The organism is Pseudomonas sp. NEEL19 (assembly GCF_028751975.1).
Lineage (GTDB): Bacteria > Pseudomonadota > Gammaproteobacteria > Pseudomonadales > Pseudomonadaceae > Aquipseudomonas > Aquipseudomonas juntendi.
In genome coordinates this window covers 5,112,925-5,127,673 of the sequence record NZ_CP081491.1, presented here as the reverse complement: position 1 = coordinate 5,127,673, position 14,749 = coordinate 5,112,925, and the positions used below count along the sequence as shown (strand labels likewise).

General features: G+C 65.4%; 12 protein-coding genes. 10 read left to right on the top strand and 2 right to left on the bottom strand.

Annotated elements, in window-relative coordinates:
* The first annotated feature begins 123 nt into the window (after positions 1-123).
* The 10 genes from K4A76_RS22750 to gcvP all read left to right on the top strand — a co-directional run bounded on the left by K4A76_RS22750 (position 124) and on the right by gcvP (position 12,543).
* Complete coding sequence (locus K4A76_RS22750; RefSeq protein WP_009684141.1) at positions 124-678, top strand: YecA/YgfB family protein; 555 nt, start codon at positions 124-126, stop codon at positions 676-678.
* A gap of 21 nt (positions 679-699) precedes the next feature.
* Complete coding sequence (gene pepP, locus K4A76_RS22745; RefSeq protein ID WP_054911886.1) at positions 700-2,034, top strand: Xaa-Pro aminopeptidase; 1,335 nt, start codon at positions 700-702, stop codon at positions 2,032-2,034.
* Positions 2,031-3,230 (top strand): 2-octaprenyl-6-methoxyphenyl hydroxylase, encoded by a 1,200-nt coding sequence (ubiH, locus tag K4A76_RS22740; RefSeq protein WP_054905399.1) that lies wholly within the window; start codon positions 2,031-2,033, stop codon positions 3,228-3,230. The genes pepP and ubiH overlap by 4 nt, the downstream gene beginning before the upstream one ends.
* Positions 3,227-3,709 (top strand): DUF4442 domain-containing protein, encoded by a 483-nt coding sequence (locus K4A76_RS22735; protein ID WP_009684137.1) that lies wholly within the window; start codon positions 3,227-3,229, stop codon positions 3,707-3,709. The genes ubiH and K4A76_RS22735 overlap by 4 nt, the downstream gene beginning before the upstream one ends.
* Before the next feature lie 8 nt (positions 3,710-3,717).
* Complete coding sequence (locus tag K4A76_RS22730) at positions 3,718-4,935, top strand: 2-octaprenyl-3-methyl-6-methoxy-1,4-benzoquinol hydroxylase (RefSeq protein ID WP_166524963.1); 1,218 nt, start codon at positions 3,718-3,720, stop codon at positions 4,933-4,935.
* Between the two features lie 117 nt (positions 4,936-5,052).
* Positions 5,053-6,054, top strand: a complete 1,002-nt coding sequence (locus K4A76_RS22725; protein WP_274411198.1) for an extracellular solute-binding protein — start codon at positions 5,053-5,055, stop codon at positions 6,052-6,054.
* 156 nt (positions 6,055-6,210) lie between these two features.
* Positions 6,211-7,833 (top strand): ABC transporter permease, encoded by a 1,623-nt coding sequence (locus K4A76_RS22720; protein WP_274411197.1) that lies wholly within the window; start codon positions 6,211-6,213, stop codon positions 7,831-7,833.
* 124 nt (positions 7,834-7,957) lie between these two features.
* Positions 7,958-9,040 carry a glycine cleavage system aminomethyltransferase GcvT gene (gene gcvT, locus K4A76_RS22715; protein WP_274411196.1) on the top strand — a complete coding sequence of 361 codons (1,083 nt, stop codon included), beginning with the start codon at positions 7,958-7,960 and terminating at the stop codon, positions 9,038-9,040.
* 51 nt (positions 9,041-9,091) lie between these two features.
* Entirely contained in the window at positions 9,092-9,475 is a 384-nt protein-coding gene (gene gcvH, locus K4A76_RS22710; RefSeq protein ID WP_009684130.1) for a glycine cleavage system protein GcvH, read from the top strand.
* Between the two features lie 194 nt (positions 9,476-9,669).
* Positions 9,670-12,543, top strand: coding sequence for an aminomethyl-transferring glycine dehydrogenase (gcvP, locus tag K4A76_RS22705; protein ID WP_274411195.1), 2,874 nt, complete (start codon positions 9,670-9,672; stop codon positions 12,541-12,543).
* A gap of 45 nt (positions 12,544-12,588) precedes the next feature.
* Here the strand turns inward: gcvP and K4A76_RS22700 are convergent, their stop codons facing one another.
* Positions 12,589-12,903: a DUF2388 domain-containing protein gene (locus K4A76_RS22700; protein WP_009684128.1), complete on the bottom strand. Its 315-nt coding sequence runs from the start codon at positions 12,901-12,903 to the stop codon at positions 12,589-12,591.
* An 86-nt stretch (positions 12,904-12,989) separates the two neighbouring features.
* Positions 12,990-14,663, bottom strand: a complete 1,674-nt coding sequence (locus tag K4A76_RS22695; RefSeq protein ID WP_274411194.1) for a GspE/PulE family protein — start codon at positions 14,661-14,663, stop codon at positions 12,990-12,992.
* Positions 14,664-14,749: the final 86 nt, after the last annotated feature.

Here is a 14,749-nt window from a genome sequence, read left to right as displayed (position 1 = left end):
CACCTGGCGATGATGCCTCTCCCTGGGTGGCGACGGCCAGTGCCGATGGTCTTGGCGCGCCTGCCGGTGCTAGGATACAAGGCCTCATTCTAGTCATTTGCGCCGTCTGGCGCCTAGCTGCCCATGCCCAATACCCAATCGCCCTACATCGCTTTCGCCATGCTGCTGTCCAGCAATGGCCACCCTGTCACCCCGGCCGAACTGCACGGCCTGCTGATTGGCCGCAGCTGCGCCGGTGCCGGCTTCGATGCCGACGGCTGGCTGGCCGACGCGGCCCAACTGCTGGAAACCGAGCCCGGTGACACCGTGCGTAACGCCCTGGTTGGCCTGCAGGAAATGGTCAAGGGCGAGCTCACCAGCGACGACATGGCCATCGTTCTGCTGCTGCCTTCCGACGATGCCGCGCTGACCGACCGCGCCACCGCGCTGGGGCAGTGGTGCCAGGGCTTCATCACCGGCTTTGGCCTGAACGCCGGCGGCAAGGACTTGTCCGACGAGGCCAAGGAAGTGCTGCAGGACCTGGTGGCCATTTCCCAGGTGCAGGAAGCCCTCGAAGAATCCGAGGACGGCGAGAGCGACTACATGGAAGTCATGGAGTACCTGCGCGTTGCGCCGCTGCTGCTGTTCTCCGAGCTGGCCAAGCCTTCCGCACCCGCGCCCAAGCCATCGCTGCACTGATCAACCAGGGGTAGTCTGCCCATGAGCCACATTCCCAAGGCCGAGTATGCCCGGCGGCGCAAGGCGCTGATGGCGCAGATGGTCCCCAACAGCATCGCCATCCTGCCCGCCGCCGCGGTTGCCATCCGCAACCGCGACGTCGAGCACGTGTACCGCCAGGACAGCGACTTCCAGTACCTCAGCGGCTTCCCCGAGCCAGAGGCGGTCATTGCCCTGATCCCCGGGCGTGAGCACGGTGAGTACGTGTTGTTCTGCCGTGAGCGCAACCCCGAGCGGGAGCTGTGGGATGGCTTGCGCGCCGGCCAGGAAGGCGCGGTGAGTGATTTTGGCGCCGACGATGCATTCCCCATCGCTGACATCGACGAAATCCTGCCTGGCCTGATCGAAGGCCGCGAGCGGGTGTACAGCGCCATGGGCAGCAACCCTGAATTCGACCGCCGGTTGATGGACTGGATCAACGTGATCCGCTCCAAGGCCCGGCTGGGCGCCCAGCCACCGAACGAGTTCGTTGCGCTGGATCATCTGCTGCATGACATGCGCCTGTATAAATCGGCAGCGGAAGTGAAGGTCATGCGCGCGGCTGCAGACATTTCTGCGCGTGCCCACGTGCGGGCCATGCAGGCCTGCCGGGCCGGGTTGTACGAATACAGCCTGGAAGCCGAACTGGACTACGAGTTTCGCAAGGGCGGGGCGAAGATGCCGGCCTACGGCTCCATCGTTGCCGCTGGGCGCAATGGCTGCATCCTGCACTACCAGCAGAATGACGCACCGCTCAGGGAGGGCGACCTGGTGCTGATCGACGCCGGCTGCGAAATCGACTGCTACGCCAGTGACATCACCCGCACCTTCCCGGTCAGCGGGCGCTTTTCACCCGAGCAGAAGGCTATCTACGAGCTGGTGCTCAAGGCGCAGGCGGCAGCGTTCGCCGAAATCGCCCCCGGCAAGCACTGGAACCATGCCCATGAGGCGACCGTGCGGGTCATCACCACCGGGCTGGTGGAACTGGGCCTGCTGGAAGGCGATGTGCAGGCGCTGATCGACAGCGAAGCCTACCGCGCCTTCTACATGCACCGCGCCGGCCACTGGCTGGGCATGGATGTGCACGATGTGGGCGAGTACAAGGTGGGGGGTGAATGGCGGGTGCTGGAACCGGGTATGGCGCTGACCGTCGAACCGGGTATCTACATTGGTGCCGACAATCAGGCCGTGGCCAAGAAGTGGCGCGGCATTGGCGTAAGGATCGAGGACGACGTGGTGGTGACCAGGCAAGGTTGTGAAATCCTCACTTCAGGCGTGCCACGCACGGTCGCCGAGATCGAGGCGCTGATGCAGGCTGCACGCAAGGACGCCGCATGAACCGGGTAAACCTGGCAATCATTGGTGGCGGCCTGGTGGGTGCAAGCCTGGCGTTGGCCTTGCAGGCCGGGGCCAAGGCCAGAGGCTGGAAGATCCTGCTGATCGAGCCGTTCGCCCCTGGCGACAGTTACCAGCCCAGCTACGATGCCCGCTCTTCGGCCTTGTCCTTCGGCACCCAGCAGATCTACCAGCAACTGGGCCTATGGCAGGCCATTGGCCAGCGCGCCGAGCCGATCCGGCAGATTCACGTCTCCGACCGTGGCCGCTTTGGCGCCACCCGCCTGGACGCCCAGGAAGAAGGCGTGCCGGCGCTGGGTTACGTGGTGGAGAACGCCTGGCTGGGCCAGTGCCTGTGGCAAGGCCTGGACCGCGAGGTGGTCAGCTGGCGCTGCCCGGCAGAAGTGACCGCGCTGCAGGCGGTCGACGGTGGCTACCAGCTGCGCTTGAACGACGACACCCAGCTGCAATGCGACCTGGCAGTGCTGGCCGATGGCGGCCGTTCTGGTTTGCGCGAGCAACTGGGCATCCAGGTGCGCCATACGCCCTACCAGCAAAGCGCCCTGATCGCCAACATCAGCCCAGGCGAGGCCCATGGCGGCCAGGCCTTCGAGCGCTTTACCGAAGACGGCCCCATGGCCCTGCTGCCATTGCCGGATAACCGCTGCGCGCTGGTATGGACCCGCCAGGGCATGGACGCAAAACGCCTGGCCGCCATCGACGAGCGCAGTTTCCTGCGCGAGTTGCAGGGGGTGTTCGGCTACCGGCTGGGCGCGCTGCGCCAGGTGGGTGCGCGGCATCTGTACCCGCTGTCGTTGATCGAAGCCCAGGAGCAGGTGCGGCCCCAGTTGGTGGTGCTGGGCAACGCTGCGCACAGCTTGCACCCGATTGCCGGGCAGGGGTTCAACTTGTCGTTGCGTGACGTGCAGGCGTTGGCCGAGGCGCTGCTTGCCGGCCCGCAGCGCCCGGGCGACCTGGCCACGCTGCAGGCCTACCACCAGCGCCAGCGCCTGGACCAGGCCATGACCATCGGCTTCTCCGACCAGGTCACCCGCCTGTTCGGCAGCCAGCAGCCGTTGCTGGCCGCCGGGCGCAACCTGGGCCTGCTCGGGCTCGACCTGCTGCCACCGGCCAAAAGCTGGTTCGCTCGCCAGGCCATGGGCCTGGGCACCCGCCCCGACCGGCAGGGCCAGGCATGAGCAACCCACGTAAACGCGCGCGCCGGGCGCGCATGCTGCGCTGGCTGTTGAACCTTTACCCGCCTTACCTGGGTGCAGGTATCCGCGTGCAGCACATCAGCCCGGACCTGCGCAGCGTGAAGGTGGCGATGAAGCTGACGCGCTGGAACCGCAATTACGTCGGTACCCAGTTTGGCGGCAGCCTGTATGCCATGGTCGACCCGTTCTACATGCTGTTGCTGATCGAGCAGCTGGGGCGCGACTACATTGTCTGGGACAAGGCCGCCAGCATCGATTTCATCGCGCCGGGCAAAGGCCCGGTGTTTGCCGAATTCCACGTCGATGACGCGCTGCTGGACGACATTCGCCAGCAGACCGCTACCGGCAAGAAGTGCCTGCCGCGTGTGCAGGTCGATATCCGCGATGGCGCCGGCGAACTGGTGGCGCGGGTCGATAAAACCCTATATGTGCGGCTCAAGCCGCAAGCGAGGCTGGCGTAGGCATGGAAATGCGCGCAGATCTGTTGATTGTCGGTGCCGGTATGGTCGGCAGCGCCCTGGCCCTGGCGTTACGCCACAGTGGCTTGCAAATCCTCTTGCTCGACGGCGGCCCGCTGACGGTCAAGCCGTTCGATGCCCAGGCTCCGTTCGAACCGCGTGTCAGCGCATTGTCGGCCGCCAGCCAGCGCATTCTCGAACGCCTCGGTGCTTGGGAGGGCATTGCCCAGCGGCGTGCCACGCCGTACTCCGACATGCATGTGTGGGACGGCAGCGGCACCGGGCAGATCCACTTTTCGGCCGCCAGCGTGCACGCCCAGGTGCTCGGCCATATCGTCGAAAACCGCGTGGTGCAGGACAGCCTGCTGGAGCGCCTGCACGACAGCGATGTCGGCCTGCTGGCCAACGCGCGGCTGGAACAACTGCGCCGCTCTGGCGATGACTGGCTGCTGACCCTGGCCGATGGCCGGCGCCTGCGCGCGCCGCTGGTGGTCGCGGCCGATGGCGCCCATTCGGCCGTGCGGCGGCTGGCCGGTTGCGACACCCGCGAATGGGATTACCTGCACCACGCTATCGTGACCAGCGTGCGTTGCAGCGCCGGGCACCAGGCCACAGCCTGGCAGCGCTTCACCGATGAGGGGCCGCTGGCCTTCCTGCCGTTGACCCGGGATGGCCAGCAAGACTGGTGCTCGATCGTCTGGTCGACCACGCCGGAGCAGGCCGAGCGGTTGATGGCGCTGGATGACGCTGCCTTCGTGCAGGCCCTGGAGCGGGCCTTCGAGGGGCGCCTGGGGAGCGTGTTGCAGGCCGACCCACGGGTGTGTGTACCGCTGCGTCAGCGCCACGCCAAGCGCTACGTGGAGCACGGCCTGGCGTTGGTGGGTGATGCGGCCCACACCATCCACCCCTTGGCCGGGCAGGGCGTCAACCTGGGGTTTCTGGATGCGGCGGTGCTGGCCGACGTACTGGGCAAGGCCTGCGAGCGTGGCGAACGGCTCGCGGATGTGAAGGTACTGAGCCGTTACGAGCGCCGGCGCATGCCGCATAACCTGGCGCTGATGGCGGCGATGGAAGGGTTCGAGCGGTTGTTCCAGGCCAACCCGCTGCCGTTGCGCTGGTTGCGCAACAGTGGGCTGAAGCTGGTGCAGCAGATGCCCGAAGCCAAGGCGATGTTCGTGCGCCAGGCGTTGGGGCTGTCCGGGGATTTGCCGGAATTGGCCAGGGCTTGAGATGGCCGGGGCCGCTTTGCGCCCCCTCTGCAACATCCGGTAACGGCTCAAAGGATGAGCAAGAAAATGGGATTCACTACCATTTGCGCCTCTCATACCTTCCGAGGAGCGCTTTCCATGTTGCCACGCAAGCCCCTACTGGCCGCCCTGGCCCTGACTTTGTTCGGCGGCGCCGCCCAGGCAGCGGAAGAAGTGGTGGTGTACTCCTCGCGCATCGATGAGCTGATCAAGCCGGTGTTCGATGCCTATACCGCCAAAACCGGCGTCAAGATCAAGTTCATCACCGACAAGGAAGCGCCGCTGATGCAGCGCATCAAGGCCGAGGGCGACAATGGCGTGGCCGACCTGCTGTTGACCGTCGATGCCGGCAACCTGTGGCAGGCCGAGCAAATGGGCATCCTGCAGCCAATCAAGTCCGCCACCATCGACCAGAACATTCCGCCGCAGTACCGCGCCTCGTCCCATGACTGGACCGGCCTCAGCTTGCGCGCGCGCACCATCGTCTACTCCAGCGAGCGGGTCAAACCGGCAGAGTTGAGCACCTACGAGGCCCTGGCCGACAAGCAATGGGAAGGCCGCCTGTGTCTGCGCACGGCGAAAAAGGTCTACAACCAGTCGCTGACCGCCACCCTGATCGAAACCCATGGCGAGGCGAAGACCGAGCAAATCGTCAAAGGCTGGGTCAACAACCTGTCCACCGATGTGTTCTCCGACGACAACGCGGTGATTCAGGCCATCGAGGCCGGCCAGTGCGACGTGGGCATCGTCAACACCTACTACTACGGCCGCCTGCACAAGCAGAACCCGCAGTTGCCGGTGAAGCTCTTCTGGCCCAACCAGGGCGACCGTGGCGTGCACGTGAACCTGTCGGGCATTGGCCTGACCAAACATGCACCGCACCCCGAGGCGGCGACCAAGCTGGTGGAATGGATGACGGGTGAAGAAGCGCAGAAACTGTTCGCCGACATCAACCAGGAATTCCCGGCCAACCCGAAGGTCAGGCCATCGGAAGAAGTGGCAGCGTGGGGCAGCTTCAAGGCCGACAGCATTCCGGTGGAAATTGCCGGCAAACGCCAGGCTGAAGCCATCCGTCTGATGGATCGGGCTGGCTGGAATTAAGCGCCGGGCTTTATCCTCTCGGGGCCTGAAAGGGCCTCTTCGCGGGCTCGCCCGCTCCCACAGGATCTGCATTGAGATTTGGGCAGTCCCTGTGGGAGCGGGCGAGCCCGCGAACGACCGCAAAGCGGTCGCAAACCAGCCATAGAGACATTCAACTTGTCCCACACCCCCCAACGCCGCTGGTACTTGCCGGTATCGCTGATCGCTGCCCTGGTGCTCCTGCCCCTCAGCGTGCTGCTGTTGTCGTGGCAATCCATAGACGTGCAGATCTGGTCGCACCTGCTCGACACCCAGATGAGCCGCCTGCTGGGTAACACCCTGACGCTGGTTCTGGGGGTGGGCATCGGCGTCACCGTGGTGGGCGTCAGCCTGGCCTGGCTCACCAGCCTCTGTGAGTTCCCCGGCCGGCGCTGGCTGGACTGGGCGCTGATGTTGCCGTTCGCCATACCCGCCTATGTGCTGGCTTTCGTGTTCGTCGGCCTGCTGGACTTCGCGGGCCCGGTGCAGACCGCACTGCGCGAGGTATTCGGCCCCATGCGCCTGCCCCGGGTGCGCTCTACCGGCGGGGTCATCATCGTGCTGGTGCTGGTGTTCTACCCCTATGTCTACCTGCTGGCGCGCACGGCGTTCCTGGCACAGGGCAAAGGCTTGATGGAGGCCGCGCGGGTGCTTGGGTTATCACCCTTGCAGGCCTTCTGGCGGGTGGCGTTGCCGATGGCGCGGCCGGCGATCGGCGCCGGTGTCGCCCTGGCGCTGATGGAAACCCTGGCCGATTTCGGTGCGGTGGCGGTGTTCAATTTCGACACCTTCACCACGGCCATCTACAAGACCTGGTACGGGTTTTTCAGCCTGTCCAGCGCAGCCCAGCTGGCCAGCCTGTTGCTGCTGGCGGTGATGCTGGTGCTGTACGGCGAGCGCCGCGCCCGCGGCGCCAGCCGCAGCGGCAACGAGCGGCCACGCGGGCAGGCGCTGTACCGCTTGCGCGGGCTGAAGGCGTTGCTGGCCAGCGGCTGGTGCCTGCTGGTGTTCGCCTGCGCCTTCGTCATCCCCCTGCTGCAACTGCTGGCGTGGTTCTGGCAGCGCGGGCGGCATGACCTGGACGAGCGCTATGTCGGCCTGGTGTCGCACACCTTGTACCTGGGCGCCATGGCCGCGCTGCTCACCGTGAGCGCAGCATTGCTGCTGGCCTTCGCCCGGCGCCAGGCGCCGAGCGCCGGCATACGCGCCGGGGTCGGCCTGGCCAACCTGGGCTATGCCTTGCCCGGTTCGGTGTTGGCGGTGTCGATCATGCTGGCCTTCAGTTACCTGGACAACCAGCTGGTCATCCCGTTGTCCGGCTGGTTGGGCGGGGCCGGCAAACCGTTGCTGCTGGGCAGCCTGTCGGCCTTGCTGCTGGCTTACCTGGTGCGCTTTATCGCCGTGGCTTACGGGCCACTGGAAAGCAGCCTGGAGCGCATTCGGCCTTCTTTGCCCGAGGCTTCACGCAGCCTGGGTGTCGGCGGTGCCAGGTTGTTCCTCAAGGTCTACCTGCCGCTGTTGCTGCCTGGCGCCCTCAGCGCCGCCTTGTTGGTGTTTGTCGACGTACTCAAGGAAATGCCGGCCACCTTGCTGATGCGGCCGTTCGGCTGGGACACGCTTGCGGTGCGGGTTTTCGAGATGACCAGTGAAGGCGAATGGGCGCGAGCGTCGTTGCCCGCCCTGACGCTGGTGCTGGTGGGCCTGTTGCCGGTCATCGGCCTGATCCGCCGTTCGGCCCGTCGACCCGGCCACGGTCACTGAGGGTGCCAGCGCGCGGGCTTGCGGCTACAATGCGCGGCATTCGCGCGGCGGGTGTCAAACAACAAGAGCTGACGCGCAACGTCATCGACCGCCGCCGCTTCGCCACGCCCGGAAGGAGAAACCCATGGGACAGCGCACGCTTTTGTACGATCTGCACCTGGCGCTAGGCGCCAAGACGGTCGATTTCGGTGGCTGGGACATGCCCCTGCACTATGGCTCGCAGGTCGAGGAGCACCATCAGGTGCGCAGCGATTGCGGGGTGTTCGATGTTTCCCACATGACCGTGATCGATGTCGATGGTCGCGATGCCACCGCCTGGTTGCAGCGTCTGCTGGCCAACGATGTGGCCCGCCTCGACGACACCGGCAAAGCGCTATACAGCCCGCTGCTGCAGGCGCAGGGCGGAGTGATCGACGACCTGATCGTATACCGCACGGAACATGGCTATCGCCTGGTCACCAACGCCGCTACCCGCGCCAAGGTGCTCGGCTGGCTGCAGCAGCAGCGTGACGGTTTTGCCGTGGACTTCAAGGTCCGCCCCGACCTGGCCATCCTTGCCATCCAGGGCCCGCGTGCCCGAGAAAAGGTTGCGCCCCTGCTTAGCGCCGCGCGTGCCGCGCTAATCCGCGAACTACGCCCATTCGAAGGCTTTGCCGAAGGCGACTGGTTCATTGCCCGCACCGGTTATACCGGTGAAGACGGCCTCGAGATCATCTTCCCTGGCGACCAGGCCGTGGGCTTCTTCAACGAACTGGTGGGTGCCGGAATCGCCCCCAGCGGCCTTGGCGCGCGCGATACCCTGCGCCTGGAAGCCGGCATGAACTTGTACGGCCAGGACATTGACGAGCAGCACACTCCGCTTACCTCCAACCTGGGCTGGAGCATTGCCTGGGAGCCTGCCGGGCGTGACTTCATTGGCCGCGCTGCCCTGTTGGCGGAAATCGAGCGCGGTGTGCAGGAAAAACTGGTCGGCCTGGTACTGGAAGAGCGCGGCGTGCTGCGCGCCCATCAGGTCGTGCGTGTCGCCGGTATTGGCGAAGGGGAGATCACCAGTGGTAGTTTCTCGCCTACGCTGAGCAAGTCCATTGCCTTGGCGCGCGTGCCCATGGCCACTGGTGACCGGGCCGAGGTGGAAATTCGCGGCAAGTGGTACCCGGTGCGGGTGGTCAAACCGACCTTCGTGCGCCACGGCAAGATCCTGATCTGAACCATTATTTACCGGCGGGCGTACCGCTGAGCCAATCGAGGAATTCAAGACATGAGCAATATCCCCGCCGAACTGCGTTTCGCCGAAAGCCACGAGTGGGCCCGCCTGGAAGCTGACGGCAGCGTCACCGTGGGCATCAGCGACCACGCCCAGGAGGCCTTGGGTGACGTAGTGTTCGTCGAACTTGCCGAAGTCGGCAAGGTATTCGCCGCGGGTGACGCTGCCGGCGTGGTCGAGTCGGTCAAGGCCGCTTCGGACATCTATGCCCCAGTGGGTGGCGAAGTGATCGCGGTGAACGAAGAGCTGGCTGACAGCCCGGAGCAGCTCAACGAAGAGCCTTACGGGGCGTGGATCTTCAAGCTCAAGCCAAGCGACAAGGCCGAGCTGGACAAGCTGCTGGATGCTGCTGGTTACAAGGCTGCGATCGGCGAGTAAGACCGCGTCGCCTGCTTCGCGGCTAAAGCCGCTCCTACAGGTACTGCATGGCCCTTGCGTCTTGCGCAACCCCTTGTAGGAGCGGCTTTAGCCGCGAAGAGGCCGGGCATGCAAACAAGTTTCCCCGCACAACCGGCAATCCCTTCCTAGACTTGTAGTCTCCATGAGAGCTGTTCCAGGAAGAGAGCGTGGTCATGTCCCAGTCGCCGTCCCTGCATCAACTGCAAGAGCTCAACCCGTTCCTGCGTCGCCACCTGGGCCCGGATGCCGCCGAGCAGCAGGCCATGCTCAACGCACTGGGCGTGGCGAGCCGCGCCGAGCTGATCGAGCAAACCGTTCCGCCAGGCATCCGCCTCAAGCGCCCCCTCGACCTGCCACCGGCCCTCGATGAGCAGGCGGCCTTGGCCAAACTCGCGGGTTACGCCGCGCAAAACCAGGTATGGACCAGCCTGATCGGCATGGGCTACCACGGCACCATCACCCCCACGGTCATCCTGCGCAACGTGCTGGAAAACCCCGGCTGGTACACCGCCTACACGCCTTACCAGCCTGAAATAGCCCAGGGCCGGCTGGAGGCGCTGCTGAACTACCAGCAGATGGTCATCGACCTGACCGGGCTGGCCCTGGCCAACGCCTCGCTGCTGGACGAGGCGACTGCCGCCGCCGAGGCCATGGCCCTGGCCAAGCGCGTGGCGCGCAGCAAGAGCAACGCATTCTTCGCCGATGAGCACTGCCACCCGCAAACCCTGTCAGTGCTCAAGACCCGCGCCGAAGGCTTCGGCTTCGAACTGATCATCGACTCTGTGGATAACCTGAACACGCATGCGGTATTCGGCGCCTTGCTGCAGTACCCCGATACCCACGGCGAGGTGCGCGACCTGCGCCCTCTGATCGAGCACTTGCATGGCCAGCACGCCCTGGCCTGCGTGGCTGCCGACCTGCTCAGCCTGGTACTGCTCACGCCGCCCGGCGAGCTGGGTGCCGATGTGGTGTTAGGTTCCAGCCAGCGCTTTGGTGTACCGATGGGTTACGGCGGGCCACATGCGGCGTATTTCGCCTGCCGCGACGATTACAAGCGGGCCATGCCCGGGCGCATCATCGGCGTGTCGCGTGATGCCCGTGGCAACACCGCGCTGCGCATGGCCCTGCAAACCCGCGAACAGCATATTCGCCGTGAAAAAGCCAACTCCAACATCTGCACGGCGCAGGTGCTGCTGGCCAACATCGCCGGCTTCTACGCGGTCTACCACGGCCCGCAAGGCCTTAAGCGCATTGCCCAGCGCGTGCACCGGCTGACGGTCATTCTGGCGGCCGGCCTTGCGGCCAAAGGCATCAAGCGCCTCAACCAGCACTTCTTCGACACCCTTACCCTCGACGTGGGTGGCGCACAGGCAGCCATCATCGAGAGCGCTGAAGCCGCACAGGTCAACCTGCGCATACTGGGCCGCGGCCACCTGGGCGTGAGCCTGGATGAAACCTGCAACGAGCAGACAGTGCTGCGCCTGTTGGACATTTTCTTAGGCGTTGACCACGGGCTGGACATCGCCGCGCTTGACCAGTCGGCCCTGGCCGAAGGCATTCCGCCCAGCCTGGTGCGGCATTCCCCGTTCCTTGCCCACCCGGTGTTCAACCTGCACCACAGCGAAACCGAGATGCTGCGCTACCTCAAGCAGTTGGAGAACAAGGACCTGGCGCTGAACCAGTCGATGATTCCGCTGGGCTCCTGCACCATGAAGCTCAATGCTACCAGCGAGATGATCCCGATCACCTGGCCTGCTTTCGCTCAGCTGCACCCGTTCGCCCCGGTGGGGCAGGCCGTCGGGTACAAGGCGATGATCGACGAGCTGGAAAGCTGGCTGTGCACCATTACCGGCTTCGATGCCATCTGCATGCAGCCCAACTCCGGGGCCCAGGGTGAGTACGCTGGCCTGATGGCGATTACCCGCTACCACCGCAGCCGCCAGCAACCGCAGCGTACCTTGTGCCTGATCCCGTCGTCGGCACACGGCACCAACCCGGCGTCGGCACAGATGGCCGGCATGGAGGTGGTGATAGTCGATTGCGATCAGGGCGGCAACGTTGACCTGGCAGACCTCAAGGCCAAGGCCGGTGCAGCCGGTGAGCGCCTGTCGTGCCTGATGATCACCTACCCCTCAACCCACGGCGTGTACGAAGAGGGCATTCGCGAAATCTGTGACGTGGTGCACCAGCACGGCGGCCAGGTGTACATGGACGGCGCCAACCTCAATGCCCAGGTGGGGTTGGCGCGCCCTGCCGACATCGGTGCCGATGTGTCGCACATGAACCTGCACAAGACCTTCTGCATCCCCCACGGCGGTGGTGGTCCGGGCATGGGGCCGATCGGTGTTCGCGCTCATCTGCAACCCTTCGTCGCCAGCCACCCGGTGGTACCGGTCCCCGGCCTGGATCCGAACAACAGTGCGGTCAGCGCTGCGCCCTGGGGCAGCGCCAGCATTCTGCCGATCAGCTGGATGTACATTGCCATGATGGGCCCGCAACTGGCTGACGCCAGCGAGGTGGCGATCCTCTCTGCCAACTACCTGGCGAGCCAGCTGGCTGGGGCCTTCCCGGTGCTCTACCGCGGGCGTAACCAGCGCGTGGCGCATGAGTGCATACTCGACCTGCGGCCGTTGAAGGCGCTGACGGGCATCAGCGAGGAGGACGTGGCGAAGCGCCTGATGGACTACGGCTTCCATGCACCGACCATGTCGTTCCCGGTGCCGGGTACGCTGATGGTGGAACCGACCGAAAGTGAGTCCAAGGCCGAGCTGGACCGTTTTATCGAAGCGATGCTGGCAATTCGCGCGGAGATAGCGGACGTTCAGGATGGCAAGTGGCCGGCAGAGAACAGCCCGCTCAGGCATGCGCCGCATACCTTGGCCGATGTCTTGGGCATATGGGACAGGCCCTACAGCCTGGAGCAGGCGGTGGCACCGGCTGCGCATATGCGCCAACACAAATACTGGCCGGCGGTTAACCGGGTCGACAACGTGTATGGGGACCGCAACCTGTTCTGTGCCTGTGTGCCGGTGGAGGCTTATCGCTGAAAGCGCAGGGTGACCGATTGGGCGCGCAGCGCGCGCCCCGGGGTTTTACTCGGCTACCGCATTCTTGGCCAGGATGGCATTGGCCAGCTCCATGTCCGAGGCCTGCAGCCCCGGGTTCTCGGCCCGTGCCTGGTGCATGGCGGCTTCCAGGAACGGCCCACGAATCGCACCTTCGCTGGCAACGAAGCTGCTGGCGTCGTCCTGCGCGGCGAGGACAAGCTTGTGGTCCCGCGACGTCAGGTAGGTCGAACCAGTCGTTGCCCCGGAAGAAATCACGTTACGCCAAAAGGTATCAGCCATGGCCGAGCCCATAGGCAGCGAGAGCAGGGCAGCGGCGGCAACGGCAGTTTTGAGACGCATGTTGAAACACCTCGAAGGGTGGGGGTTGAAGATGCGCCGTTGGATCTTTTCCAATGGGGCAAGTTCCTGAATGCCGGGGCTTTTCGTCAGCCGCACACGCGCAATACCTCATGCATGCAGGTCTGCCCAGTGGTCACCTTGGCCTCGCCACAACGGCGAAGATCCACCAGGCCATCGGCCCGGGCCTGTTGCCGCAGAATGGTCAGGTCGGCATCCCGGCCGATCAGCGCGCGCAGCTGGTCGCTGGGCTCGAGCAGTTCAAATAAACCGGTGCGGCCATGAAAGCCGGTGCCTCGGCAGGTACGGCAGTGGGCGCAGGTATTCGCTTGGCAGTCCGGGCACAGGGTGCGTACCAGGCGCTGGGCCATGACGCCGACCAGCGTCGCCTTGATCAGGTAGTCGGCCACGCCCAGTTCCTGCAGGCGGGTGATGGCCGCGCAGGCATCGTTGGTGTGCAGGGTAGACAGCACCAAATGCCCGGTCAGGGCGGCCTGTACCGCCACTAGGGCCGTTTCGCGGTCGCGAATTTCGCCGATCATGATGATGTCCGGGTCCTGACGCAGCAGGGCGCGTACCCCGGCGGCAAAACCAAGGTCCAGGGCGGGCTGCACCTGCAACTGGTTGAACGCCGGCTCCAGGCGCTCGATGGGGTCTTCGATGGTGCACAGGTTGACCTGTGGCGTGGCCAATAGCTTGAGGCTGGTATACAGCGTGCTGGTCTTGCCGGAGCCGGTGGGGCCGGTCACCAGGATGATGCCCTGGCGCTTGGCCAACAGGCGCTGCCACTGGGCCAGTTGCTGGCCTTGCAGGCCGAGGCGGTCGAAGCCCTCGTGCAGTTGCTGCGGGTCGAACAGGCGCAGCACCAGCTTTTCGCCGTAGGCGGTTGGCAGGGTCGACAGCCGTAGCTCGACCTCACCGCCGCCGGGCAGGCGGCTGTGCAGGCGGCCGTCCTGCGGCCGGCGCTTTTGCGCCACATCCATGCGCCCCAGGTGCTTGAGGCGGCTGACCAGTGCCAAGGTCACGCCGGCAGGAAAGGCGTACACGTTATGCAGCAGGCCGTCGATGCGGTAGCGCAACTGGCCCTGATCGCGGCGGGGTTCCAGGTGAATGTCGCTGGCACGTTGTTCGATAGCGTACTGCAGCAACCAGTCGACGATGTGCACGATGTGCGCGTCGTCGGCGCTGGCTTCGGCCTGGCGCTTGCCCAGTTCCAGCAGTTGCTCGAGTTCGCCCAGGCCGGCGGCCTGCTGGTATTGCGCGCCTTTTACCGACTGGGCGAGGTGCTGGAATGACTGCCCTGCCTGGCGGATCTGCAACGGGCTGGCCAGCACCCGACGAATCGGCCGGCCCAGGCTGCGGGCCAGGTCGGCCTGCCAGTCGTTCTGGTAGGGCTCGGCACTGGCGACGGTAACGCCGAGGGCGTCGGCTGCGACGATGAGGATGCCGTGGCGCTGGGCGAAGGCCGGCGCGATCAGGCCGCTGACTTGGGGCAGGTCGAGCTGCATGGGGTCGATGCGCAGGTAAGGCTGGCCGACCTTGCGGGCCAGCCATTGGCAAAGGTGCTCAAGGTCCAGCTGCTGGCCAGGCTGTTGGCGGTGTTCCAGGCTGCAGGCGGCGATCTGTTCGAGCGGATGGCAAGCGGGGTGGGCGGCGGCGTGATCGCGCACGTGCTGGGTGTCGTTGGCGTGCAGGTGCTGGTCGGCGACCAGGGCGGCGAGCACGTGTTCAAGGTCGAGAGTCATTGTGTGCGGGCTATGCATGCTGGGCGTCCGTGCCTGATCGGGAATGTGCCGGTCAGGCTAGCCGGGCGGGGCGCGGGCATCACGGGGGAAGGGTTTCGGGGTTT

Bases quoted from the DNA above. Each gene is read 5' to 3' on its own strand.
- gcvT (WP_274411196.1), top strand. From the start codon at position 7,958: ATGGGACAGCGCACGCTTTTGTACGATCTGCACCTGGCGCTAGGCGCC.
- pepP (WP_054911886.1), top strand. From the start codon at position 700: ATGAGCCACATTCCCAAGGCCGAGTATGCCCGGCGGCGCAAGGCGCTG.
- K4A76_RS22735 (WP_009684137.1), top strand. From the start codon at position 3,227: ATGAGCAACCCACGTAAACGCGCGCGCCGGGCGCGCATGCTGCGCTGG.
- ubiH (WP_054905399.1), top strand. From the start codon at position 2,031: ATGAACCGGGTAAACCTGGCAATCATTGGTGGCGGCCTGGTGGGTGCA.
- K4A76_RS22700 (WP_009684128.1), bottom strand. From the start codon at position 12,903: ATGCGTCTCAAAACTGCCGTTGCCGCCGCTGCCCTGCTCTCGCTGCCT.
- K4A76_RS22695 (WP_274411194.1), bottom strand. From the start codon at position 14,663: ATGCATAGCCCGCACACAATGACTCTCGACCTTGAACACGTGCTCGCC.
- K4A76_RS22750 (WP_009684141.1), top strand. From the start codon at position 124: ATGCCCAATACCCAATCGCCCTACATCGCTTTCGCCATGCTGCTGTCC.
- K4A76_RS22730 (WP_166524963.1), top strand. From the start codon at position 3,718: ATGCGCGCAGATCTGTTGATTGTCGGTGCCGGTATGGTCGGCAGCGCC.
- gcvP (WP_274411195.1), top strand. From the start codon at position 9,670: ATGTCCCAGTCGCCGTCCCTGCATCAACTGCAAGAGCTCAACCCGTTC.
- gcvH (WP_009684130.1), top strand. From the start codon at position 9,092: ATGAGCAATATCCCCGCCGAACTGCGTTTCGCCGAAAGCCACGAGTGG.
- K4A76_RS22725 (WP_274411198.1), top strand. From the start codon at position 5,053: ATGTTGCCACGCAAGCCCCTACTGGCCGCCCTGGCCCTGACTTTGTTC.